Origin of the sequence: Crocinitomix catalasitica ATCC 23190 (assembly GCF_000621625.1) — a bacterium.
In the GTDB taxonomy this organism is placed as follows: domain Bacteria; phylum Bacteroidota; class Bacteroidia; order Flavobacteriales_D; family Crocinitomicaceae; genus Crocinitomix; species Crocinitomix catalasitica.
On sequence record NZ_JHXV01000001.1, the window covers coordinates 180,522 to 203,585 of the forward strand.

Below are 23,064 nucleotides of genomic sequence, written 5' to 3' on the forward strand. Positions count from 1 at the left end.
TTTCAATTCAATTTGTTCTACACAATATAATCATTTCGGGTTAATAACATACCTGTATTTATAGTCTAATCTCTACTCGAAATCAGGATATGATTGAGAATAATCTCCGTTTTCTTATTGTTTAATAAACTTTGCTGTTGAAATTTCAGAATCAAATTGAACGATCAAATAATAAAGACCTTGACTTAGTTCACTTATATTCATTTCCTTTTTAGAAGGATCGACGCGTTTAATTAATTTACCATTCATGTCAATTATCTCAATTTTGGTTGGTGTTTTGGCAAATTCAAAATGAAGCTCATTTGCTGCAGGATTAGGATAAAGATTAATCGTTTCTGGCTTTTCTTCGGATAAAGACAAGAAACTTGGAGCAATGTTTACCACAATATACCCATTTTCTCCTACTCCCCAAACGATTGAGTCATTGTACGAGTCCATGCTGTATATAGGTTGAGCTACGGGGTAAAAATTCCATACAAATGAAACAGGATCATTCTCCAGAATCAATCCCGTCGAGTCAAGACTTGTTCTAGCGCCAACATAAATATCATTTGAACCTGTTTCATGAATCGCATGATAAGAAGGATAATAAAAAGTCCCCGTTTCAGTGTCACTTTCCCAAGTTAATCCACCATCAGTTGATTTTAATAATCCAAAACCTTCGCCTAAATTATCATAACCGGCGTATGCCAGTGAAGCGTTAATTATTTTTACCGAAGTGAGTGGATAACCTTCGCCTAGCCCCGTTTCAATTATTGTCCAGTTTAAACCTCCGTCTGTTGTTCTTAAAATTCTTCCTTCTAAAAAAAGACCACTCGCTGCTAGCCCAAAATCTTCATTTAAAAAGTCTATATCCCGAATCGCTGCTGAGGTAAATTCACCAGTTAATACTGCATCTTCTGCTTCGTCATCGGTCACTTTAATGATTCTTTCATCACCAAAACAACCTGATCCTCCATAAAAGCCATTGTCTTCTTCGAAAAAATATAGGGCATAATTATAACATGTTCCAGTAATTGTAGTCGCAACGTCGGTCCAATTAAAACCTCCATCAATTGTTTTGTATATATTGTTGGAATAAGGTCCTGTAACCATATAACCAGTCGTTTCTGAAACGAATTCTAAATTTATAATATCATTTTCAAGGAATCTGACGCCACTGAAGTCAATTCGTTCCCAAGTCGCACCGCCATTAGTGCTTTTGAGGAGCAAACTATCGTTTCCTCCAATATAACCAATGTCAGCAGAGGGGAAGTCAATGACATTTAATTGATTTGTAACGCCAGACGGAATTTGATGCCAGTCTTGCGAATTGCCTATTGTATTGATGAATAAGCTGAGTAAGATGATAAATGTATTTTTCATGGTGTTTTTTTTTATACAAATATCAAGGATTTTAGATGTTAAGTCGATGTATTATTCATCCTTATGCATGTACTTTTGCAAATTGAGATGGTGAAAGACCTGTTTGGGATTTGAAAAATTTACTGAAATGCGAAGGATCTTCAAAGTTGAGCGCATAAGCGGTTTCTTTTGTGCTGATTTGAGTTTGTAAAAGCCTTTTCGCTTCTAAAATTATCTGTCCATAAATAATACTACTTACAGATTGACCCGTATGTTTTTTAACTGTTTCATTGAGCTGCTTGTCTGAAATATTCAAGATTGCGGAATAATCCTTTACCTTTTTTAAAGACCTGAACTGTTTTTGTAATAATTGTCTAAATTTTCTGTAAATCTGCTGTTCGGCTGATGGGTTATGTTCTTGTTTAGGCATGGTTCTTAAACAAAGCAGTAGAATAATATTTAAGTGCCCAAGAATGATTTCATTCTTTAGTGGGTTTTCTTGATTGTTTTCACGCCAAATTTCCTGCATTAAATTGCTAATGAAAGACTTTTCGTGCTGCTCTAGCATAAAAACAGGCGGTATTTCGGAAACATCGTAACACATTAATTCAAAAATGAATTGAGCTGCGATACTGTCACTTTTAAAAATGTCTGCCTTAAATAATATAACATAGCCATTCGAATCGAAGGCCCGTTGCATGCGGTGCACACGACCGGCAGTCACCACATGAATACAGTGATCGTTTATTGGCAATTCTTGGAAGTCTACTGAATGAATTCCTCCTCCTTTTTCAAATATAAACAGTTCTATATAGTTGTGCCGATGGTGTGTTGAGATATCATATTTGGAAATTGTACCCAATTTTATAATGCGAATATTTGCATTCGAAGAAGATTGAAAATCGTGAATAGGTATCATAATCGTATAAATAATCGAGTGTTTGATTCGATTTTACCCTAATTTACAAATGAAAATGTTAGCATAATGGAGGAATTGTATTTATTCTTTTATTCTCAAAAGGGTTAAAATTCAATATTTGCACTGTCAATCATGTCCACCCATTTGCCCATCTTTTTTTGGATGATTTTGAAGTGATGTTTATCTTCTTCAGCAACGAATGACATCGCAATTCCAGTTCTTCCCGCTCTTCCAGTTCGTCCAATTCTATGAACGTAATCTTTTGGCGAACGTGGTAAATCAAAATTAATCACGCAGGGCAAGAATTCAATATCAATTCCTCTTGCTAATAAATCAGTCGTTACCAATACGCGAAGTTTACCTGCCTTAAAATCATTTAAAGCATTCAATCTTGTCATTTGACTTTTCTTACCATGTATGGATTGAGCCTCCACGCCATTTTTACGCAATTTATTGGCAACATTGTCCGCTTTATAAACCGATGCTGTGAAAACAAGCACCTGATGTAAATTTTGACTTTTTATGAGGTGTCTCAATAAAGGACCTTTCTTCTCTTGTTCTACAAAATAACCGGTTTGATTAATCAAATCGATCGCTTCTTCTTCCTCTTCAATTTTAATCACTTCTGGATTATTCAAAACAATCGCATTGATCGCCTCTATGTCTGGACTTAAAGTTGCGGAGAATAATAAGTTCTGTCTTTTGGTAGGAAGTAGTTTGAAAATTTGCTCCATCTCATCTTTGAAACCCAAATTCAGCATTTTATCCGCTTCGTCAAGTACCAAAGTCTTCACACTTGTCAAGTGCAACGCTTTCGATTCAATCAGGTCAATCAAACGACCTGGAGTAGCGATTAATATATTTACATTTTGCAATGCAATCATTTGCGGATTAATGGAAACACCACCGTAAACAGCTAGTGTTTTTAAGCTTGCTTTTAAGTTCTTATTAAACAATGCAAATACCTCTTGAACCTGTACGGCTAATTCTCGCGTTGGAACCAAGACCAATACATCAATATGCCTGTTTTTATTGTTTTGCACTTGCAATAAGTTAGCTAGAATCGGTAAAACATAACTCGCCGTTTTTCCAGAGCCTGTTTTAGCAATACCTAATACATCTTTTTGAGCAAGAATGGCTGGAATAGCCTTTTCTTGGATCGGATAAGGTTGGTTGAATTTTAATTCAATTAATGTTTTAACAATTGCAGCTGGCAAGCCAATATTTTCAAATGACATATCTAATAATTCAATTTTTAGCAAAGTTAGCCGAATTAGAGAGAAATTGGTCCACATTGAATTAAATGCATGAATACGAAATGATTTCAATACATTTGCGAACATTTTAAAAATAAATCACTCTATGTCTAAGTTTAAGTATATTGTTTACTTGTTTTTCCTTGGGATTATTAGCGTTAATTGTAAATCTGGACTGAGTGAAAGCGATTCAAATAATGCATATTTGGATGAATTAATTAATGCCAATCCTGATAGTTTAACTTATAATGAATTGTATGATAGGGCGATGAGTTTGTGGCCTGTCGATTTTGAAGGAAAAAACATTCAAACGAAATATGGAATAGCGCATGTTATTATTAGTGGACCTGAAAATGGCGAACCTTTGGTATTGTTGCATGGATTGAATTCTAGCTCAACAATGTGGTATCCAAATATCGAATCACTTGCAAAAGAATACCGGGTTTATGCCATTGATTTTTTATTAGAACCGAGTAAATCAACCCGTAAAGACGCACTTATTACAATGGATAATGCATTGGAATGGTATGCCATTGTTTTTGATCAGTTAAACTTAGATCAGTTTGCATTAGTAGGAATGTCAAGAGGCGGGTGGAATGCTGTATCAATTGCGTTGGAAATGAAAGATCGCATCACTAAATTGGCTTTACTCAGTCCTGCTAAAACTTTCACCATGATTGATCCCAGTCTAGATTTAGGTAAGAATATTTCGTATACCCTCACGCCAGAAAGAGATGAATTAAGAGAAGTATTGCAAACAATGACTAACAATGTTGATAAGATTGAACAATTGTATATCGATCAGTATTATAGAGCGACTACCATGTGGAAAGTAGATGAATTATTTCTTACTATGCAACCTTATAATTTATTTGAATGGCGAAAACTAAAAATGCCGATTCTGCTTTTGATAGGAGATGATGATATGATCAATTCGGAGCGAAGCATTCGACAAGCTAAAAGAAAAATAAAAAATTTAACCACCGGAATTATTCCAAAATCTGGTCACTTTTTAACAATGGATCAACCAGCAATCGTGAATGATTATTTATTGGATTTTTTGAAATAGAAGATTGATTTTTTTAGGGCGTTTCCCCTCCTTTCAGTCGGCGTCGGGCTTTTCGCTCTAATCTTTTTCCTCCGCCTCAGGCGAATAAAAAAGGATATCCGCTGCAATCTCTAACGCAAATAGTCGTCTTAGCGTCTTATACTAAAACACAACATCAAAATATTTTTTAGTCCTTCATCTTACCCTCTGCCAAGTCCTGAAGGGACGACATACAATAGCGGAGGAAAGTATTCCTTCGATAATTGTAATAATTAAGTTTTAAAACCCTGAAGGGGTGAAGTAATATTTTTGTATTTGCAAATCTATCAAAACGTAATACCCAAATATTAATGGTTAACTTGAATTCTCCGTGTCCTTTGTGAAAACCTTGGTGTCCTCCGTGGTTAAGAGATACTATTTCCGATCAAATCTCTTCACTAACTCCTCTTCATCTGTTTGAACAATTTCCAGACGCCGAATTTGAGAATAGTGATGGCAGCTAACATTCCTGATAACATGGCGCCAGCCACGCCTACAATTGTAATGTCCTGACCAACGAGACGCAGTCCTTTAATTTTAGTTTCCGGTCGTAGAAAAGCAAGGGTAAAACGTTTTGGAGAATGTTCTAAACCATAAATCTCTCCATGTGGATGATTGGTAAAATGTTGTGTAGAGAGTGGGGTTGAGACCTCTGTTTCTACCACATGTCCTTTTATTTGTGGATATAATTCATAAAGCCGCGCTAACATTTTTTCTTCGAAATCTAATTTTAAGGCTTCGTATGCTTCACCACGCTTCATCCATGGCTTATCTTTATATGCTTTAAACCAATCGTAATGTCCTAATGTTATGGCTTGAATGGTTGACTTGTTGGGATGTGTTTTCGCCCAATCAGGGTCTTTAGCAGAAGGGAATGAGATATAAGAAAAGTTGAGCGGCGCATTTGCAACAGTCGCCTTATCAATAATTTCATCCTGATCATCATGTTTAAAATACCAAATATTGTGTTTGGGTAGTTTTAGGTCTGCATCAGAGGCATCCAATCCTACATAAAGGCAACTATGCCCTGTTGAAGGGTTAATGTTGGATAAATCAAATTTACATTTTTTTCTTTCCTTTTCTGATAACAGTTTATAAAAGGTATTGTCAACACCAATATTACTGATTACGCTTTTACAAGGAATGAATCGGTTGTCAATCTTCACTCCTTTTACTCGATTTCTTTCTACGACAATTTCATCAACTGAGGCGTTGATATATACTTCTCCGCCGTGATTATGAATATTTTCAATCGTTGTCGTCGCCAATCTATCTGCACCGCCAATAGGATAATAGCCACCGTCTATAAAATGTCCAATAACCATGGCATGTGCAGCAAAACTACTGCTTTTTGGTGCGAGTCCATAATTACCACATTGAGCACATAAAACGGCTTTCAATCGTTTGTTTTCAGTAATTGAACTGATAACGTCGTAAGTTGTTCTTTGTGAATATGGCCGGTATAATCGTTGAATCAGTTTACCAATCGTTAAAGCCAAAACGGGTTTGAAAGTCTTCTCAAAGAAAAAAGCACTCCCATATTTATTCGATTTATCAATTAACGCTAAATATGCATCAATAGCATCAACATCTTCAGGGAAATACTCCTTTAATTGTTGGCGCATATTTTCTTTGCCCGCCTTAAATTCATAAATATCATTCGCTATATGAACGCGATCGTAAACATCTCCCATTGATGCCCATTCAACCTTATTATTGGTGATGAAATCAAAGAGACTTTTCAGTGATCCTCCTTTGCCTACATTCCCCACATAATGAACGCCTACGTCCCAATTGAACCCTTTTTTACGCTTAAAACTATGTGTAAACCCACCTGGAACGTAATGTTGCTCGAATACAACTACTTTTTTGCCTGCTTTTGCCAACCAAGTAGCAACGGTTAAACCACCCATTCCTGAGCCGATTATTATATGGTCAATACCAGAAAAATCAGCATCAGCTGTAAGTCGTTTGTGATAGGTTTTCGACATGAATGCGTTAAGATAGAATTATTTCGATATAGGTTTAATCAATAGAGAAATGCGTATCAAAGAATATAAGCATATCCTGCCAAGATTTATTATCAGCAACTTCGTTATAAGCAATTGGCATTCCAAATTTTTCACCAACAGCAGTCGAATTAGGATTTGTGAATGCATGTGTTGCATCAGCATATTCGATAAAAGTATAAGGTGCTTCTACACGATCCATTTCACTTTTAAAATTCTTGATATCCTCTGGTGAAACAAAATTATCAGCAGCACCATTACAAACGAGTACTTGACTATATAAAATATTGTTCTGCGCCTTGAATCCACCTAAACCACCGTGAAAACTAACGACAGTATTCAATGGAACGCCCGCGTTGGCAGCATTTAGAACGACATTTCCTCCAAAACAATAACCAATAGCAGCAATTTTTTCCGAATTGGCTTTATTCGTTTTGATGAGGGTTTCTCTAGCTGCCATCATTCTACTTTTTAATAATTCTGGATTGCTGTATATTTTTCCAGAAGCAATTTTTGCGTCGTCTGGATTATCAACAACCAAACCGTTGCCATACATGTCAATCGCAAAAGCAACATAACCTAAATTGGCTAACATTTCTGCACGCGATTGTGCATAATCATTATTGCCCCACCATTCATGAACGACCAGGATTCCAGGTTTATTTACAATGTCACTATTGTAAAAAAGGTATCCAATTAATGTATCTGCTCCATCAAAATAAATCAGTTTTTCTTTGATCAATTCAACTTCTTCAACGGCGACAATTGTGTCCTTGTTATCAGTTGATACTGCTTCCATTTTATTTGAATCCGAGCATTCAACAAAGAATACTGAAATACAGAAAAGTAAGGTTATTGGATTTAGAATATTTTTCATTTTTCCAGATTAAAAGAACAAGGTACTAAAAATATCATTCCGAATTTATGTTTTAGAATCAGTATTAATACCATTGCAAATTATATTTTTCATTAATTTTTGAATTATACGGATGGTTTATTGGTGCATTTCACCAGTTACAAATAGATCTTCACATGATCCAAAAGTACCGAATCTAGTTTCACAAAGGGTAATTGAAATTTCGTCATCTTCATTTACGGTAACATAGATCGGTTCATCTGTTCCTCCATAAAACACACAGCTCCAACCATCAATAGATCTCATATTGCCATATATTTCAACCGTTTTTGGTTCAGAATAATTTAGATATTGAACACCTGTATAGATACCTGATTTGGTAGGTTTTTCAAGAAAAGTAAATTCTATATTACCTTCACTATAATTGCTGTTTAAAACATATCTATCTCCATTAGTTGAAGTAAAGTTGCTCGCTGTAAAATTGTTGCCATGAATATTGATTATGCCTGGTGTCCAATCACATGGAGCCGGCTCACTTGGTAGCGTTGTAATGTCAATCTCTTTCGAGAAAATATATTCTCCATTAACATAAATGTATGAACGCAAATAATAGGTAGTAGCTGGCTCTAAATCATATATAAAAGTATTGCGTTCATCTGAAGTAGTTACAGTAAATTCTTTATAGTGAACCCCCTCAATTCCGTCTGGAATAGGTTCTTGTTCTGTTGACCAACAGAGACCAGCGGTTTGATAGCTGTCATTTGTCCCAAGCTCGAATATTATTTTAAATTCAGCACTGTTCATTTGAATGTCCTCCATGTATACAGTTGTAGTCCAGTTCCTTCCCTTTTTACAGGAAACTATGGCAATAGAACAGAGTAAAATAAATAGTAAGTGGATGTGTTTAAGTTTCATACTAATTAGGATTTTAAGTAGCTAAGATAGTTTATTCTTCTCTGTAACCAATTTAGCGGTGCGAATTATTACCTTGAATACTAAGCTAGTTAATTGCTTTCACTGAAGTTTTAAGTTCAAAATCATTCGTATTTTCGGTTGTTAATAAAGCTTAATAAATAAGTGGTATGACAATAAAAATATATTTGCTTTGTTTATATTGATGGCCTAACACCTACATTATTATGAGACTATTTTATTTGACTTTGGTTTTAACACTTATTGCCGCCCATTCGTTTGCCAATGAGATAACGATAAAGACCGATCCTATAAAATTGGAAAAGTACGATTGTACGCAGGCAAATGTCATTTACCTTCCTACTGATTTTGCGCGGCCATTTATCATTAGTAAAAAGGATTTAAAACAACTCAAATCTAATAAAATTCATCACGTGGATTTGGTTTATACATCATATAAGGAAGCTGCTGATTTTGATCAAATAGGACTGAACGAGCGAAAGTTGGAAGAGCTTAAAAAATTATTGCCTCAAATAAATAGTGATAAACCAGTGATTTCTCAATACGAGCAAACTGGTGCGACTATACGGTCGGATGCAAAAGCAATGTTCCACGGTTTTGTAATTCATTATGGAAAAGACTTGACATGGCAATCAAAGTCTGAATTTTTTACATCCATTCAAGTTCCTTTTTCAACCATCAAAATAAACAATGAAACTGGTGGTCGTGTTGAGTATTATACGGGTAGTTCTATTGAAATTGAACCTTTAGCAGTTGTAAATAAAGATGGTGCTTCGATTGAAGGTGATTATGAATTGTATTATCGAGAGTTTAGGACGCAGGCAGAATTTATAATGTCAGGCTTGCCAATGACCCTGGATGAAAATGGTATTGAAAAACAGTTTAATTCGGTTGGGATGTATGAGATTCGAGCAAAAAAGAATGGGGAAGAAGTCTTTTTAAAGGATGATGTAATTGTTAATTTTCAAACGACAGAAATACTGCCTGATGTTTCCTTTTTTAAGATGTCAGAAGACGGGCATTGGGATGCTGAGTTTGAATTGGATTACGATGAAACAGATATCACTTTTGAAGAAGGAAGTAAATACACGCTCTATTCGAATGAGATGTTGGGGAAACAAGTGAAATTGTCAAAATTTAGACCGGCTTTTAAGTTTGGAGATGTGACTTTTGAAGGGTACAGCCGGATAGCAGATAAAACTAAAATAGATGAACGTCAGTTTTATGCCATTTTAAGTTCGCAATCTTGGCGCGTATTTAAAGCTTTATATGATGATAAATCAAGTCCATTGGTAGATTGGGTTTCGGATGTGAATTCGGAAATAAAAGGTATGTTATTAAGTCGAGAAAAGAGTGTTGATTTTATTGAAATGGTATTAGAGTTTCCGATCGAATCGATTGATAAAACTGACAATGAAGATGGTTCTACTTCGTATAGTGTTGGTGATATCGGAGAAAAACCTGGATTGAGAAATCTTCTTGGAGACGAAAAGATTCCGCCTAGTCCTGGCTTAATTAGAGGTTTACAGTCGAGAGGATTTGGTGTTTTTAATTGTGATCAGACAAGGAGAATTGTGGAACCTTTGGCTTTATCTCCAACTTATTTTGATGAAGAGACCGGCAAGCAATTGGAGGAATTATATGTGGCTAGTATCGTAGACTTAGATATGAATGCCGCCTTTAGTTTTCATCCGAATCATTTGGTTGTAAACGGTAATTTGAATGCTAAACTGGTTTTGTTTACAAGGTCAAAAGAGATTTATATTTTTGATCAATCAGATTTTGCAAAAATTAACACAAATGAAAATAATGTAGCAATGCAATTGAAGAATATTACGGGAGAGGTAAAGAATACAAGAGATCTACAAAAAATATTGAATCTTTAGATTAAAGCAGTATCCTCTTGATTAAATGCGTACAATAAATTATAATCAAGTACCAATGCCTTTTTTATTTTTCGTTTGGTTGGATGCTGGGTCATCAGATAACTGATTAGAAAAGCACCAATAATGAAATAAAACGAATCGTTTGATAACATCGCTGCTATAATCGAAAACATTGCTGCGGCTTCAATCATTGCCCATTTGACAATAGACGCCGTTTGAAACGTTAATAATTTTACTTTTAAACTTGCATTATTTTTTACTTTAGAAATAAGGTGTCTGAACATTAATGGTCCAGCAATTATTGAAAATACCGCGCATACTGGAACAGCAATAAAGAATGAATCTTGGTTGTTTTTGATGACAACACTCCAATTAGAACTTAAATTAAAGACAATAATTGCAAATAAGGTAGAGCCCAATACAATGGTAAAATGTATAATTCGAATGGTTCGAAGGAATAATTTCGGTGTTAACGTCTTGTTAATCGTGTCCACTTATTTAACTTGAAAGTTTTTGTACGATTTTACCACCAATCCAAGCCATCGGAATATATGCAAAAATGATGTCAACTGCAGCAAACCAAAAGGGGCCAGGTAATAAAATGTTTACAGTGATGCCTCCAATTAAAAAGATTAAACCTACGATTAAGGCGGCGCGCATTTTATTCGATTTGGCAATTAACCCAGCAACCAATGCTCCGAATAATGTTCCGAGTGCATGCGCTAAAAATGGGAATAAGAAAAATTCTGATGTCAGTGTTGGCATTATTGCAGCCAATGCTTCCATGTCATTAGGATCAATTCCTGGTATCGGGTAGAAACCGTGACCAATTGTAATCAGTCCCATGTTTATTACACTACCTATCAGCCATCCAATTACAACGGCGATAATATTTCTAATCAGTGGATTCATATTCGTTTATTAAATTGATTTAACAGGTTGCAATACAAACGAAAATACGAAAATATTACGCAAATGAAAAATATTGATGATTTGAAGGGTATGCTTAACCTTTTTGAGACCTATGCTCATAAGGTTCACCTTTTGGCAATTGATCGAATGCATTTAAGATTTCAGTAGGAGGTGCTGTTAATTTTCTTTTAACCAGATCAATCCAAGCACCTTTTACTGAAATATGTGCACATTTTTCGCCTGCAGCATTAAAAATCTCGTGGTGTAAAACCCATCTTGATCCATCAGGCGAAATTTGTCCGATTGAAAGATTAATTTGAATCACATCCTCTAATTTTAATTCTTTAATGAAGGTACATTCTTCTTTAAATAAGATGGGGCCTATTTGTAATTGCTCCATTTTGGTGGTGTTAAATCCAATTTTCAGGAAAAATTGCATTCTAGTATGTGCACCATAATCGTAATAAGCAGAATGTCTGACATGTCTATTCAGGTCGCAATCCGACCAGCGAACTTCAATTGTTGATTCGAATGAACTCATAAGTTTCTTTTTAAGGATAATGAATAGTTAAAGTTCCTTTTCAATCAATTCTTTAATCTTAACCGCTTTCTCAAAATGATTCAATTTTTGAGTAGAAATCCACCATGTTGCAACTTCCATTAATAATTCTGGATCTTCATTATAATTCGAGAAAAAAGCATAGAATGATAAACCTACATTTTTACCTTTTTTTTCGATTTTTTCGTCACAAATCGTGATTATTTTTTCACAGATGCCTTTATTCATTTGAATTGTTTTACTTGTTGTTTTTAATTTAATCTAGGATGACAAAGTTAGTTGATATAATTCAAAGGGATGTAAAAGATTCAGTAATTTACTTGTCGCTATTTTCTCCCAATTCCGTGGTTTTTTTCTACAATTTTCACGCCTTAAATTTTCTAATATTTATATTAAGTATTTGTTATTCAGAGGGTGTTGCTTTTTATAATGAATGGCAAGATTGATGCATTATAGGTTGTAGAACTGGATAAGATTGCTTTCAAAGGCAACTTAATTAATCATAACTAAAAATATATAAAATGAAAAATACAATTTTTAAAACACTAAGAGATGACCATGAAATTCAAAGAACTTTAGCTGATAAACTAATTGATACTGAAGGTAAGTCGGATGAGCGTGACTTAATTTTTAGAAAATTAAAACACGAATTAGCGATACATGCAGATGCAGAAGAACGGTTCTTTTATAAACCATTAATCGATGCTGATCTGACACAAGGTAAATCAAGACATGGAATTGCTGAGCATCATGAAATGGATGAATTAGTAGAGAAGTTGGAAGAAACTGATATGAGTTCTCCGCAATGGTTGCCAATAGCGAAAGAATTGGCGCATAAGATCAATCATCACTTAGATGAAGAAGAACATGAGATTTTTCAATTAGCAGGTAAAATATTGGATACTGCTAAACAAGAAGACTTAGGTGGGGCATACCTCGAATATATAGAGGAACATAGAATTGCCTAATAATTTGAGTGCGATTCTGAATCTCAGATTAAGTATTAAACTCAGGTTAAGTATTATTACGAATACCCTGTGAATACAAAAAAAGCACCTAGAATATTCTAGGTGCTTTTACTGTTGTTATTATAAAATTTAGGACCTTTTATATCCGCCCATTATTAAACTAATTATAAAAAGTACGACAGCTATAAAGAATACTATTTTGGCTGCTCCTACGGCGCTAGCGGCAATGCCACCGAACCCAAATATTGCAGCTACGATAGCTACTACTAAAAATACTATTGTTAATCTAAACATAATTTACATGATTTATGGTTCGATATAACTATATCTAAAATCACGCCGACAGTTTAAATGCTTGAAAATTAGCAGCTTAATAATTAAGTTTATTGTTTAAAAGGGAAATATGGGGCATTTTCTGTTGAAATTCACCCCATATTTCTTCTAAATATTAACTTATTTCTTTTCTTTTAAAAATGCTGTAATCTCAGAAGGTTCAGCTCTGTTTCTATAATCAGCATCTAAAAATGCATATAGAATTTTACCATCTTCTGCTATTACATAAGTTGCAGCCAATGGCAATTGATTTGATTTGTCACCGTTGTAAGCATTCATATCGAATGAAGCATTATACATTGCTGCAACATCTGGAGTTAAATCGAAAACGATTCCAAACTTATTTGCAATTTTATTCCCAACATCACTAAGGATTTCGAATTCTAATTTATTTTTTTCTGATGTGTTTAATGAGCTATCTGGTAACTCAGGTGTTAACGCTATTAAATTCGCCCCGTTGGTTTTAAAGTTTGGCAATTCTTTTTGTAATGCACTTAAAGTTAAATTACAATAAGGACACCATCCTCCACGGTACCATGTTAAAACTACTTTACCTTTTTTCAATTCGTCATATAAAGCAACATTTTCTCCTAAAGCATTCTTTAAAGTAAAGTTAGGTGCAACATCACCAACTTGCATTGCTGAAGTTAATACACCACTGTTAGCGACTGCTTCAATTCCAGCTGCGTAAACAGCTTTTTTATGCTCGTCACTTCTTAGTGCTGAAGCATCTTTTTTTGCTGTTAAAAGCGACAATAAAGATACATCAATGTCTTTTTGTTCAAAAATAGATTTATCTAAATTATTATCGAATTTGATATCTGTCCAATTCACATAAATCCATGGATCTTCATTTACTTCAGCATCCCAATTTGATTTTTTATACTGTCTTTTTGTTGGAATTAAAACACCTTGAACGTCTTCATATTCCATTTGCATTAACATTGGATCAACAACACCAAAAGCAACAACAGTGAATAAAAACTGATCAACGATACCTGTTTCTCTATTGATGAATAATTGGTAAATATCTGTTGGTTCGTCAGTCGGAGAGTTGAATGATACTTTAACAACATCATAAGTTTTGTCGCCAACCTTATCTTCTCCAATCATTTCATAATTTAAACCTGGATCCATTAATTTTTGCATCATCGTAAACCAATAGAAATTTGTTTTTCTACTGAAAACAGCTCTGTCTATCGCTGCTTGATCATCTGTGATAACACCATTGTGTCTTACCCAAAATGTCTCACCATCAAATCCTTGTTCTACCTTTCCTGATAATTCAGGTAAAGTTCTGTCATGCTTAATATAATCCGCATAAGAATATTCGCCGTCAAATATATATTTCTCTGCAGCAATATCTGTTTTACCATCTGGTGTTTGATAGATGTATGTATAACTAACATCTTTCAAGTCTTTTAATTTTTGATAATTACCGACTTTCTCGGTCATTTTATAGACCAATTCATGCGCTGGGTTTTGAAATTCTATCGTTTCTGACATAGCAGTTTCTTCGGTTGAATTATTGCTACAAGAAGCAAATAAAAATGTTAAACTTAAAAGTGGAATTAAAGAATATTTCATTAAATGTGTAGATTGGTTTTGTTTCTAATTTACGAATATAGTCGGGATTAAGTTAAAAACATTACAGATCGAATGTTTTTAACAATAATTTAAGTTTTTTTCACAGTATATGCGTAACATACTGTTATTTATGTTTCTTGTCGAAGTTTATAATACTGAAAAATAGAGCAATCCCCATCGTGACAATCCCTATAGACAAAAGTAAGTCAACATCTGGCCAATGAAGTGCTCTAAAAATAATGGCAGTGATAAAAAATATGGCTCCATGAATATAAGGAATAATAGTTAATATTTGAAAAGGCCGGTCTTGCACAATGTCTAATCCTAAGAATTTGTAGAATCTTGCAAAAAATGCTAAAGTAAGTGCTCCATTAATAAATGGATGATAAATCTGCTTATCTAGCCCATCTGTATTAAAGAATAGAATACTTGATATGGCCCAAATGATTAGAGCTAAACTAAGAATTATGTTGACGAGATTCTTTTGCTTAGTCAAGATTTGAATGGGGTAAATGATCGCAATTATGAGATATCCGGACTGGAGCCATAAAAAACTAGGCCAATGCATTATATGTACAAACATATTGAAAATGATGAATGCAATTCCAATAACGATAAGTGCAGAATAATACCGTTTCATCACTTTCTTTTCTTTTGTTTCGAATTTTGTCGGTCAACAGTTTCTATATTGAGTTTTGTTCCCAACTCTTTTAAATAAATGCTTGCCTTTTGATAATTTGTAAATTCTTTTAATTCAATTTTATCTTTATCCTTATTGCTAAGTGCTATTAGATAAGCATCAACGTTAACTCTGGTATTAACACTTCTATAATTTTTTACTTCTGTTTCGTAATTCACCAATAATTCAAGTTTTGTAAATGCTTTTAGATCTTTCCAAGTTCCAATTTTAATGAATAAAATATTGAGGTATTGTTTATACCGCTGATTTTTTAAATCGAAAAGGGTTCCACTAGGCGAAAGAAATAAAAAGATACCAATTATAATTCCAAGTAAAGCAGCTGTTTTAAAATCGGTATAAATCATGACTAAAAGACTTGCTAGTATGGCAATTAATCCGATGTAAAAAAAATGAAAAGAAACACCGAATTTAATATCTAATTTGGATGGCATAATTTGATTGCGAGGATGTATAGGGGATAAATATAACAGGAATGTGCCGTTTTGATAAGATATCAAGTCGTTTGTTTGCAATTCTTACTCGGCATGGCTACATTTAGATGCGAAGAGCAAATAATTTATTGTATTATGAAAGTAACATTGAGCATATTAGCCCTATTTCTGTCCGCTTCAATTTTTAGTCAAACGACTATTGTAGCGGATGATTTTCCAAATCCCGGAGATACAAGTATGGTCAGTATTGCTGATGACTTGGCAATTGATTACAGTTCGACCGGAGCGGATTATGTTTGGAATTTTGATTTCTTAAATCATGCAAGTCAACGCATCGATACTTTTAATAGTGTGGGAAGAGCAAGTGTAACGTATCAATTTGTTTTTAATAATGGCTTTTTTGATGCGGAATATCAAGCGGACTATTATACTAAATTTTTGAATTTCTCTTTACCAAGTACTGAAGAACTTATCGGTGTTTCAATAGATAACCCTGTTGCGTTTAGGAAAGTAGAATCGGATAAGGTTGAAATGGTAGGCGTCGGTCTTGAAATAGCAGGAATTGAAGTTCCAGTTAAATGGGAGATTAAGGATGTGGAATATGAATTGCCAATGAATTATGGGGATGATTGGGTATCTGCTTCGTATTTTGAAATTGATTTGAATCCTATTTATGATGGAATCCTTCGTCGTCGTCAATTACGAACAGCTAGCGTTGATGGTTGGGGCACAATTACAACCCCTTATGGCACTTTTGATGCTGTCCGAACGGTCGCAGAAATTGAGTATACGGATTCATTGAGAATTGTTTTTGGTGAAATTGCAACTTGGATACGTATTCCAACACCAACACAAAGAATCTATACTTGGTGGACGAATGATCAGAAAACACCAATTCTACAGGTCACTACACAGATACTAATCGGAACTGAAACTGTTTCATCAATCGAATACAAAGACAAGAAACGGGAGGTTTTAAATGTCGATGATATTGCATCTGAGCGAATTGAAGTATATCCCAATCCAACATCGAATTTTATTACAATAAACACTGAGCAAATATTACATCATGAAATTATTGACTTTAATGGAAAGGTGGTTTTAACGAGTAATGAAAACACGATTGATCTAACTAAATTAGCGAATGGTATGTGCCTTTTAAAGTCTTTCTCGCAGGATAACAAGATCTTGTTTACTAAAAAAATTGTTCGGAAATAGGAGGGTTTATTTTGAAATAATCAATAATTTTCTAAAATCCTTTTCTATTTACTCAAAGGAAAAATTATCAAGAATTAGGGAGGTCAGCACAAGCTAAATCATCAAAACTTGCTTTATCTTTGTACCATATTAAATAGCATTTAAGCTTATAAAGTTTGTTATACAATGGAAAATATTAAAAAAGCATATATCGCAGGTGGTTGTTTTTGGGGAATGGAAGACTTATTCAGAGTTCAGCCAGGAATTATTGACACGGAAGTAGGTTATATTGGTGGGGAGAATGATTCGCCAACATATCGCAATCATCCCGGTCATGCCGAAGGTATTGAATTGACTTATGACGCGGATATCACAAGCTTTAAAAATATTTTAGATTATTTCTACCGCATTCACAATCCAACAACAGTTGATAGACAAGGGAATGATATAGGCTCTAGTTATCGTTCTGCTATCTTTTTTCAAGATGAAAATGAAAAAGAAATAGCGAAAGAGGTAATTGATATTGTTAATGCTTCGAATAGATGGGATGGGACTGTTGCAACAACGTTAGAACCTTATTCTAAATTCTGGCCGGCCGAAGCTGAGCACCAAGATTATTTAGTGAGAAACCCTGATGGGTATACTTGTCATTTTGAAAGATTTGATTCGAGTTTTATTTAATTAATTCAAGTCGATTAATCACTTTTTTAACTCTTTTTTTGAAATCTTCGCTCGCCGAAGATTTGATCCTGTTTAGGATGGCGAAAAATTCGTTTTTCAGTCCTGGATGTTTTATCACAATGCCTTCACATACAAAGATGGCGCGGGACTTTAGCGTTGCGTTAATTTCCTTGTTTTGTAACATGTCGAATAATAAATTGATGGCTTCCGTTTCATTTTCTGCCGGCACGCCAACAATTTGCCAATAGGTAGCAAAAGCATGAACGAATGGGGTGTATTGGCTGTTTTGGCTTATTGTAAAAAGTGTCGCAAGCGAATCCTTTAAATAAGCAGGGTTTAAAATACCAATATCACTCAATAACCAAGTGAAGCGCATGGCAATTTTTTCATCACTTTCAAGTAAAGTGCAAAAGTCGACTATGGCATAATTATTTTGAATGATATCAGCCGCCCATTGTTTACGCAATGTGGCATCACTTTTTACAAGGTTCGACGCTAATTCCTCAAGAAGGGCAGTTTGAGACATTATTCAGGTTACAATTTATTGAATTCACGTCGTTTATCGTCGAACCAATTTTTCATTGCATTAGGAGATTGCATTAATTCCTGCATTTCACGCATTGCCTTTAAATGAGCAGGCTCTTTTTGTTGAAACATTGCTGTGCCGTGTGCTTTGCTAAGGGCTGCAATTTCGTCAAAAGTCTCCGCTTTAAATTCTAAATCACAGGCGCCTCCTAATTGTTTACATGTCATTGTTTTCATCATCTTAATGCTTTTTGGTGAAGTTCAATATAAAGATTTTGTTTTTAATGGCGGTTTCTGCACAAAAATCAGCATCTCTGCTTGCTTTCATTTCACGCGAACAAAATGATTCTGGACAACTTTATCTAAATATATTTTGGAGTTGATACAAGTAAAATCAAGAGGCGCGTCTAAAGTTGAAAATAACCTTGTACCACCGCCTAATAACGTAGGGATGGTCGTTATTATCATTTCATCAATGAGGTCTTCTTTCAAAAAACTATGAATGGTTTTACCACCATCGATATATAGTCTATTGTGACCATTTGTTTGTGTTTTTGCCAATATATCGGTGAGTTTTCCCGATACAATAATTACATTTTTCAGATCATCTGGAATTGCAGTAAGTGTATTGCTCAGGACATAAACTGGAATTTGATAAGGCCATTCCATATCAAAATTACAAACCGTCTCAAAAGTTGTGCGTCCCATAATAATGGCATCAATATTTTGAATGAACGCACCATATCCCATATCGTTATTTTCTGGGTTCGGAATTGAATGTAACCAGTCTATGTTCCCGTTTTTATCTGCAATATATCCATCTAAACTTGTTGCTATAAAAACACTGTTCTTTCTTTTCATTGATATATGAATTTCTGAGTGAAATTAGGCAATGGATGGTGAAATACAAAATAAAAAAGCAATGTTGTATTACTCCTCGCTCAATACCTTCACCTTTTCACCCCAATTCGTGATGATAGTTTTTTGCGTTGCATAGTCGTCAGCAAAAGGACCGCAAACAATTTTTAAAGTCGAATGGTTTGTTTCCTCGTTCGTAGTAATAAGGAACTTTTCCGAATAATTTAAATTTTTATAGTCATTTTGGACATAGAAATTACCGAATAATTTATCTGCATATAAGGCTGTAGATTGACCTGTTTTAGGGTAATGAAAGTTGATATTTGTCGACTTTCTCCAATCAGATTTTAATTGATTCTTCTGGTCGAATATAGGCTGTAGTGAGTTCGCATTTTTTGCATCCGTTAAAATATTCCAAATAGCATCAGGTTTGGCATCAATATCGAATTCTATTGTAACGAATTTTGAACTTGGGAATTTATCAATTTCTGAATCTGGTAAAATTTGTACCTCACTCAATCTTGCACTTCCATTACCTCCATTTAAATACCTGAATCCAACAATTGAGTCATTGTCAATATTCAATGCCTGTATAAGAATGATGAGTTCTTTTCTTTGGGTTGAATAATTATTAAAATAGGCCAGTTTTGGCATGGTCATTTCCAAAGGTTTTGCATCTGGGTACTTCTCCATGTCTACCAAAATTAGTGAAGCTTCACTTTGAACCTCGTCCACCGTAGGCATTCGTCCATTAACAACCGGTACGTTTTTCCAATCTTCAATAGCTACAGCAGGGAAACCGTTTAGGTTATCGGGACAATACCAACCTCCGTACCTATGCGGTTCTTTATTAACTGACTGCACAGGAGCACTTGTTTTTACGATGTCTGTTTTATGCTCTATTTTTTCAAAGTCTTGCGAACAAGAACTTAATGATGTTAGACAAAACACCATAATTAATTGGATTGCTTTAATTTTCATGATCTATATTTTTTAGTTACAGTGCTAAAAGTAGATGCAGGCATCCCCGATTTGATTTAATTAATGTAAATTAATGTAAATCTTCTGTAATTTAGTACAAATCAGTTTTAGAATAAGCTTTATTCAAATAGATTTGCTGTATGGTATTGAAACGATTCAAAAAACACCTATTCGTTCTATTTTTAATCACTTTGGTTATTCCAAATGTGAAAGCTGAAACAGCGCAACAAAAAATGAATATTGTCTTGCGCTCAATCGCCCACGAATTTTTACTGCAAATTGGAGACAAATCTTCTCGCATTCTTCCCGTTGAAATAATTGATAACCGCTATGTAGTTCGTTTTGAAAAGCATTTTGCTTACGAACCAGATATGCTATTATTTGCTTCGACAAAAGTGTTGGAAGAACAGCAACTTTCTGAAAGTTTTATTGTTGAGGTGGAGAAGTGTGAAACAAACGAAATCATTCATGCTTTTGAAACCAATTTAAAGGATGAAGATAAAATGCAACCTTGTAAAGGACGCGCATTGCCAGAAGGGTGTTATGTTTTTTATTTTACGCTGCTTGAAAGTAGCGTAGCTGTTCCGATAGAAGTACAAGAGAAAACAGCCTCCAATCTTATTTATTGGATACTATTTCTGCTTGGTTTTATAATTCTAGTGGCTTATTTCTATTTATACACGAAGAAAAAACGGTCTAAATCGGATTCTAATTTGATAGAAATTGGGCAATACCAATACGATCAAAAAGGAATGTTGCTTTTATTAAAAGCACAGACCATTGAATTGTCGAGTAAAGAATCAGATTTACTTTATTTGCTCTTCACCAATGAGAATAAAACACTCGAACGAGAGTATATTCTGAAAGTTGTTTGGGGTGATGAAGGCGACTATGTCGGTCGAACATTAGATGTCTTTATTTCCAAATTAAGAAAAAAACTAGAAGCTGATCCGAGTTTAAAAATCGTCAATGTAAGAGGAGTAGGGTATCGTTTTGTGATGAATTGATTTTATTTCTCCTTAATTTGTTTGATCAATTCGACATTTTGAGAGTGTTCAGCGCTGTATGACATGACCAAAGTACCCTTTAATCCATCCTCGGCTTCAATTGCAAACAATTCCATATTATCCTGTGGATTGGTCATGCCTTCAAACCTAAAAGTATTAACGATAGTTAATTGGTTTGGTTGATAAGTGTTTTTAGAGTACAAAGCACGAATACAATCCTCTTCTGCCTTAAAACTTTCTTTAAAGCCGTTTTTTGTTAATGCATCAACTGCTGTTGATAGGGTGTCAAAATTATCAGTATTCATAGTATTAGTTTTTAATGTCCTGAATTACGCTTGTCGTATTTCTTATTCTAATAATATAGCCATTTTTGATCGTTTTGACCTGTTTTTGGCGTTAAACAACGTTAATTTATCGTGTTTTAGTTCAATTTGGGGCGAAAAATAAAACTTATTGAAAGTATTGATTTCGATATGGATATATACAAATAACCATTAAATACCAATATTTTTATTGCATCAATTACTTTAATCTAGATAGTTACATTGATCAGCGCATCAGTAAAATTTTCTCTGTGAATTGTTCTCCATTTTCCGTAGTTATTTGCACGTAATAAATACCTGATTTAAGTTCGTTCAAATCGATTCTAATATTATTCGACTCGTTATAAATATGACTTTGTATTGCGTCTCCAATAGCATTATATATACTGATTTCTTGAATCTGGCCTCGGTTCATTATAATGGTCAATTCTCCCCTTGTTGGATTTGGATATAGTTTAAAAGATGTGTTCGAAAAGTCTGAAATTTTGAGGTCGTCAACAACGCATTTTGCAGCAGTAAATAAGGAATCAAAACCACCATCAATAATATCTGCATTCCAAACTTCCCAATAGCAAATGTTATTCTCTATAGCAAGTTCAAGTGCTGCTGGTAAGCCTCCAGGACCAAAACTTGCCGAATCACTGACACCGCTTTTAGCGAATTGTACACCGCTATAAATATTGTTATCAGTTGAGTGTTGCAGTATGCCATATTGCGCAGGATAAACTTCTGTATTGTTCTGCGTCCACCACCAAGCATTCGCTCCATATCGTTCACCAATAGTTTCTGTCGCATAAGTATAAACCACTTCACCTATTTCATCGCTTGTATTCACAGGGTGAAAATCGTTGGTTAAATAATGGTTTGGAAAAGCTGCGTTATATTGATCGATAACAGTGCGCCATGAATTGATCACTTTTTCTTCAGTATATCCTAATTCTTCGTAAGTTGGAGAAGGGGAGAAAGGCATTTGCATCTCAAATCCATTTGATGTGGCATTGGTCATATAAACCAATTGAATGGTTGTGTCATTTTGATAACGCGCGCCTAAATCGATAATCAAACTAGTCCATTCAGCCAAAAAGGTAGAGTCCCATGGAACCGGAATTGTTCCACTAAAAGGGAAATCAAAATGAATTGAATCAGCACCTAATTCATACAACCAATCAGGAGTGTTAGGACCACCACCAACTGCTAGAGATATTTTTTTTTCATAACTATTCGCTGCAGTTATTTGATCATCAATCAATGACCATTCATAAGTGTCATTAATTGGTTCAAGATCACTCCAAACAACACGAACTAAAATTCCTTGCACATAATCCTTTTCTGCGACTGCCGGAACGACCGATCCTGTTCCGCGACCATTGCTTGGTGGACAGCTACACCATATACCGGATGGAGGTGGATAATCAGCTTGACAAAAACTGTTTTGATTGCAGCTTAACGTAATTAAAATAAATAATAGAAATGTTTTATTGTTAACGTTGAAATATTTTGTCTTCATCTGAATCGACGGTGATTGTTTTGGAGTCATTTGCACAATTTAATCATTATTTGATGATTTATAACGAGTCGTTAATTATTGAACATAAGGATGTTAATGATGTAAATAAAAGTCCGATTAGTAGGTGCGCCTTTTTGTTTGAGGTCTTTATTCAGTTTACATGATTGAAACCAAAACCTAGAGGGGCTCAAATTAAGCACCATTT

26 protein-coding genes are annotated in these 23,064 nt (G+C 34.5%); 6 read left to right on the forward strand and 20 right to left on the reverse strand.

Annotated features, from left to right (window positions below):
• Window positions 1–114: 114 nt before the first annotated feature.
• The 3 genes from T367_RS0100850 to T367_RS0100860 all read right to left on the reverse strand — a co-directional run bounded on the left by T367_RS0100850 (window position 115) and on the right by T367_RS0100860 (window position 3,525).
• A complete protein-coding gene (locus T367_RS0100850) occupies window positions 115–1,413 on the reverse strand; it encodes a YCF48-related protein (RefSeq protein WP_262485451.1) in 1,299 nt (432 codons plus the stop codon).
• Between the two features lie 13 nt (window positions 1,414–1,426).
• Window positions 1,427–2,263 carry an AraC family transcriptional regulator gene (locus T367_RS23515; RefSeq protein WP_051568259.1) on the reverse strand — a complete coding sequence of 279 codons (837 nt, stop codon included), beginning with the start codon at window positions 2,261–2,263 and terminating at the stop codon, window positions 1,427–1,429.
• A gap of 104 nt (window positions 2,264–2,367) precedes the next feature.
• A complete protein-coding gene (locus T367_RS0100860) occupies window positions 2,368–3,525 on the reverse strand; it encodes a DEAD/DEAH box helicase (RefSeq protein ID WP_316930838.1) in 1,158 nt (385 codons plus the stop codon).
• Window positions 3,526–3,625: 100 nt separating this feature from the next.
• Here T367_RS0100860 and T367_RS20930 point away from each other — a divergent pair, with 100 nt between their 5' ends.
• Window positions 3,626–4,588 (forward strand): alpha/beta fold hydrolase, encoded by a 963-nt coding sequence (locus T367_RS20930; RefSeq protein WP_035841983.1) that lies wholly within the window; start codon window positions 3,626–3,628, stop codon window positions 4,586–4,588.
• Between the two features lie 416 nt (window positions 4,589–5,004).
• On the opposite strand, the gene T367_RS0100870 is transcribed toward T367_RS20930, so the two are convergent.
• The 3 genes from T367_RS0100870 to T367_RS0100880 all read right to left on the reverse strand — a co-directional run bounded on the left by T367_RS0100870 (window position 5,005) and on the right by T367_RS0100880 (window position 8,386).
• Window positions 5,005–6,597: a phytoene desaturase family protein gene (locus T367_RS0100870; protein WP_027418150.1), complete on the reverse strand. Its 1,593-nt coding sequence runs from the start codon at window positions 6,595–6,597 to the stop codon at window positions 5,005–5,007.
• A 34-nt stretch (window positions 6,598–6,631) separates the two neighbouring features.
• Window positions 6,632–7,492 (reverse strand): dienelactone hydrolase family protein, encoded by an 861-nt coding sequence (locus T367_RS20935; protein WP_035841986.1) that lies wholly within the window; start codon window positions 7,490–7,492, stop codon window positions 6,632–6,634.
• A 117-nt stretch (window positions 7,493–7,609) separates the two neighbouring features.
• On the reverse strand, window positions 7,610–8,386 hold the full coding sequence (locus T367_RS0100880; RefSeq protein ID WP_157454074.1) for a hypothetical protein: 777 nt from the start codon (window positions 8,384–8,386) through the stop codon (window positions 7,610–7,612).
• Between the two features lie 224 nt (window positions 8,387–8,610).
• On the opposite strand from T367_RS0100880, the gene T367_RS0100885 reads away from it, so the two are divergent.
• On the forward strand, window positions 8,611–10,290 hold the full coding sequence (locus T367_RS0100885) for a hypothetical protein (RefSeq protein WP_027418152.1): 1,680 nt from the start codon (window positions 8,611–8,613) through the stop codon (window positions 10,288–10,290).
• Here the strand turns inward: T367_RS0100885 and T367_RS0100890 are convergent.
• The 4 genes from T367_RS0100890 to T367_RS0100905 form a co-directional block, all read right to left on the reverse strand.
• A complete protein-coding gene (locus T367_RS0100890; RefSeq protein ID WP_157454075.1) occupies window positions 10,287–10,784 on the reverse strand; it encodes a hypothetical protein in 498 nt (165 codons plus the stop codon). The genes T367_RS0100885 and T367_RS0100890 overlap by 4 nt on opposite strands.
• A gap of 4 nt (window positions 10,785–10,788) precedes the next feature.
• Entirely contained in the window at window positions 10,789–11,202 is a 414-nt protein-coding gene (locus tag T367_RS0100895) for a hypothetical protein (RefSeq protein WP_027418154.1), read from the reverse strand.
• Between the two features lie 94 nt (window positions 11,203–11,296).
• Complete coding sequence (locus T367_RS0100900; RefSeq protein WP_027418155.1) at window positions 11,297–11,743, reverse strand: acyl-CoA thioesterase; 447 nt, start codon at window positions 11,741–11,743, stop codon at window positions 11,297–11,299.
• A 27-nt stretch (window positions 11,744–11,770) separates the two neighbouring features.
• The gene (locus T367_RS0100905) at window positions 11,771–11,989 is read right to left on the reverse strand and encodes a DUF6500 family protein (RefSeq protein ID WP_027418156.1); all 219 of its coding nucleotides are present in this window, start codon (window positions 11,987–11,989) and stop codon (window positions 11,771–11,773) included.
• 293 nt (window positions 11,990–12,282) lie between these two features.
• On the opposite strand from T367_RS0100905, the gene T367_RS0100915 reads away from it, so the two are divergent.
• The gene (locus T367_RS0100915) at window positions 12,283–12,729 is read left to right on the forward strand and encodes a hemerythrin domain-containing protein (RefSeq protein WP_027418158.1); all 447 of its coding nucleotides are present in this window, start codon (window positions 12,283–12,285) and stop codon (window positions 12,727–12,729) included.
• Window positions 12,730–12,858: 129 nt separating this feature from the next.
• On the opposite strand, the gene T367_RS24435 is transcribed toward T367_RS0100915, so the two are convergent.
• From T367_RS24435 to T367_RS0100940, 4 genes are all read right to left on the reverse strand, one after another.
• On the reverse strand, window positions 12,859–13,023 hold the full coding sequence (locus T367_RS24435) for a DUF1328 domain-containing protein (protein WP_027418159.1): 165 nt from the start codon (window positions 13,021–13,023) through the stop codon (window positions 12,859–12,861).
• Window positions 13,024–13,182: 159 nt separating this feature from the next.
• Window positions 13,183–14,649, reverse strand: coding sequence for a peroxiredoxin-like family protein (locus T367_RS25250; RefSeq protein ID WP_084274261.1), 1,467 nt, complete (start codon window positions 14,647–14,649; stop codon window positions 13,183–13,185).
• Window positions 14,650–14,773: 124 nt separating this feature from the next.
• Window positions 14,774–15,289: a hypothetical protein gene (locus T367_RS0100935; protein WP_027418160.1), complete on the reverse strand. Its 516-nt coding sequence runs from the start codon at window positions 15,287–15,289 to the stop codon at window positions 14,774–14,776.
• The gene (locus T367_RS0100940) at window positions 15,289–15,780 is read right to left on the reverse strand and encodes a hypothetical protein (RefSeq protein ID WP_027418161.1); all 492 of its coding nucleotides are present in this window, start codon (window positions 15,778–15,780) and stop codon (window positions 15,289–15,291) included. The genes T367_RS0100935 and T367_RS0100940 overlap by 1 nt, the downstream gene beginning before the upstream one ends.
• Window positions 15,781–15,915: 135 nt before the next feature.
• Between T367_RS0100940 and T367_RS0100945 the strand changes: the two genes are divergently transcribed.
• Window positions 15,916–16,998, forward strand: a complete 1,083-nt coding sequence (locus T367_RS0100945) for a T9SS type A sorting domain-containing protein (RefSeq protein ID WP_035841987.1) — start codon at window positions 15,916–15,918, stop codon at window positions 16,996–16,998.
• 165 nt (window positions 16,999–17,163) lie between these two features.
• Window positions 17,164–17,658, forward strand: coding sequence for a peptide-methionine (S)-S-oxide reductase MsrA (gene msrA, locus T367_RS0100950; RefSeq protein ID WP_027418163.1), 495 nt, complete (start codon window positions 17,164–17,166; stop codon window positions 17,656–17,658).
• Here the strand turns inward: msrA and T367_RS0100955 are convergent.
• From T367_RS0100955 to T367_RS0100975, 4 genes are all read right to left on the reverse strand, one after another.
• On the reverse strand, window positions 17,651–18,184 hold the full coding sequence (locus T367_RS0100955) for a hypothetical protein (RefSeq protein WP_027418164.1): 534 nt from the start codon (window positions 18,182–18,184) through the stop codon (window positions 17,651–17,653). The genes msrA and T367_RS0100955 overlap by 8 nt on opposite strands.
• An 8-nt stretch (window positions 18,185–18,192) precedes the next feature.
• Window positions 18,193–18,423 carry a DUF1059 domain-containing protein gene (locus T367_RS0100960; protein ID WP_245593005.1) on the reverse strand — a complete coding sequence of 77 codons (231 nt, stop codon included), beginning with the start codon at window positions 18,421–18,423 and terminating at the stop codon, window positions 18,193–18,195.
• An 84-nt stretch (window positions 18,424–18,507) separates the two neighbouring features.
• Entirely contained in the window at window positions 18,508–19,044 is a 537-nt protein-coding gene (locus T367_RS0100970) for a dihydrofolate reductase family protein (protein WP_027418166.1), read from the reverse strand.
• Window positions 19,045–19,113: 69 nt separating this feature from the next.
• Complete coding sequence (locus T367_RS0100975; protein WP_027418167.1) at window positions 19,114–20,022, reverse strand: hypothetical protein; 909 nt, start codon at window positions 20,020–20,022, stop codon at window positions 19,114–19,116.
• 140 nt (window positions 20,023–20,162) lie between these two features.
• Between T367_RS0100975 and T367_RS0100980 the strand changes: the two genes are divergently transcribed.
• Window positions 20,163–21,029 carry a winged helix-turn-helix domain-containing protein gene (locus T367_RS0100980; protein WP_051568261.1) on the forward strand — a complete coding sequence of 289 codons (867 nt, stop codon included), beginning with the start codon at window positions 20,163–20,165 and terminating at the stop codon, window positions 21,027–21,029.
• Window positions 21,030–21,031: 2 nt separating this feature from the next.
• Here T367_RS0100980 and T367_RS0100985 read toward each other — a convergent pair whose 3' ends face one another.
• Together T367_RS0100985 and T367_RS0100990 are read right to left on the reverse strand one after the other, a co-directional pair.
• Complete coding sequence (locus T367_RS0100985) at window positions 21,032–21,334, reverse strand: hypothetical protein (protein ID WP_027418169.1); 303 nt, start codon at window positions 21,332–21,334, stop codon at window positions 21,032–21,034.
• 244 nt (window positions 21,335–21,578) lie between these two features.
• Window positions 21,579–22,889, reverse strand: coding sequence for a T9SS type A sorting domain-containing protein (locus T367_RS0100990; RefSeq protein WP_027418170.1), 1,311 nt, complete (start codon window positions 22,887–22,889; stop codon window positions 21,579–21,581).
• Window positions 22,890–23,064 lie beyond the last annotated feature (175 nt).

Coding starts and splice junctions, on each gene's coding strand:
- T367_RS23515 (WP_051568259.1), bottom strand. CDS start 2,263: ATGATACCTATTCACGATTTTCAATCTTCTTCGAATGCAAATATTCGC.
- T367_RS20930 (WP_035841983.1), top strand. CDS start 3,626: ATGTCTAAGTTTAAGTATATTGTTTACTTGTTTTTCCTTGGGATTATT.
- T367_RS0100870 (WP_027418150.1), bottom strand. CDS start 6,597: ATGTCGAAAACCTATCACAAACGACTTACAGCTGATGCTGATTTTTCT.
- T367_RS20935 (WP_035841986.1), bottom strand. CDS start 7,492: ATGAAAAATATTCTAAATCCAATAACCTTACTTTTCTGTATTTCAGTA.
- T367_RS0100880 (WP_157454074.1), bottom strand. CDS start 8,386: ATGAAACTTAAACACATCCACTTACTATTTATTTTACTCTGTTCTATT.
- T367_RS0100885 (WP_027418152.1), top strand. CDS start 8,611: ATGAGACTATTTTATTTGACTTTGGTTTTAACACTTATTGCCGCCCAT.
- T367_RS0100895 (WP_027418154.1), bottom strand. CDS start 11,202: ATGAATCCACTGATTAGAAATATTATCGCCGTTGTAATTGGATGGCTG.
- T367_RS0100900 (WP_027418155.1), bottom strand. CDS start 11,743: ATGAGTTCATTCGAATCAACAATTGAAGTTCGCTGGTCGGATTGCGAC.
- T367_RS0100905 (WP_027418156.1), bottom strand. CDS start 11,989: ATGAATAAAGGCATCTGTGAAAAAATAATCACGATTTGTGACGAAAAA.
- T367_RS0100915 (WP_027418158.1), top strand. CDS start 12,283: ATGAAAAATACAATTTTTAAAACACTAAGAGATGACCATGAAATTCAA.
- T367_RS24435 (WP_027418159.1), bottom strand. CDS start 13,023: ATGTTTAGATTAACAATAGTATTTTTAGTAGTAGCTATCGTAGCTGCA.
- T367_RS25250 (WP_084274261.1), bottom strand. CDS start 14,649: ATGAAATATTCTTTAATTCCACTTTTAAGTTTAACATTTTTATTTGCT.
- T367_RS0100935 (WP_027418160.1), bottom strand. CDS start 15,289: ATGAAACGGTATTATTCTGCACTTATCGTTATTGGAATTGCATTCATC.
- T367_RS0100940 (WP_027418161.1), bottom strand. CDS start 15,780: ATGCCATCCAAATTAGATATTAAATTCGGTGTTTCTTTTCATTTTTTT.
- T367_RS0100945 (WP_035841987.1), top strand. CDS start 15,916: ATGAAAGTAACATTGAGCATATTAGCCCTATTTCTGTCCGCTTCAATT.
- msrA (WP_027418163.1), top strand. CDS start 17,164: ATGGAAAATATTAAAAAAGCATATATCGCAGGTGGTTGTTTTTGGGGA.
- T367_RS0100955 (WP_027418164.1), bottom strand. CDS start 18,184: ATGTCTCAAACTGCCCTTCTTGAGGAATTAGCGTCGAACCTTGTAAAA.
- T367_RS0100960 (WP_245593005.1), bottom strand. CDS start 18,423: ATGATGAAAACAATGACATGTAAACAATTAGGAGGCGCCTGTGATTTA.
- T367_RS0100970 (WP_027418166.1), bottom strand. CDS start 19,044: ATGAAAAGAAAGAACAGTGTTTTTATAGCAACAAGTTTAGATGGATAT.
- T367_RS0100975 (WP_027418167.1), bottom strand. CDS start 20,022: ATGAAAATTAAAGCAATCCAATTAATTATGGTGTTTTGTCTAACATCA.
- T367_RS0100980 (WP_051568261.1), top strand. CDS start 20,163: ATGGTATTGAAACGATTCAAAAAACACCTATTCGTTCTATTTTTAATC.
- T367_RS0100985 (WP_027418169.1), bottom strand. CDS start 21,334: ATGAATACTGATAATTTTGACACCCTATCAACAGCAGTTGATGCATTA.
- T367_RS0100990 (WP_027418170.1), bottom strand. CDS start 22,889: ATGACTCCAAAACAATCACCGTCGATTCAGATGAAGACAAAATATTTC.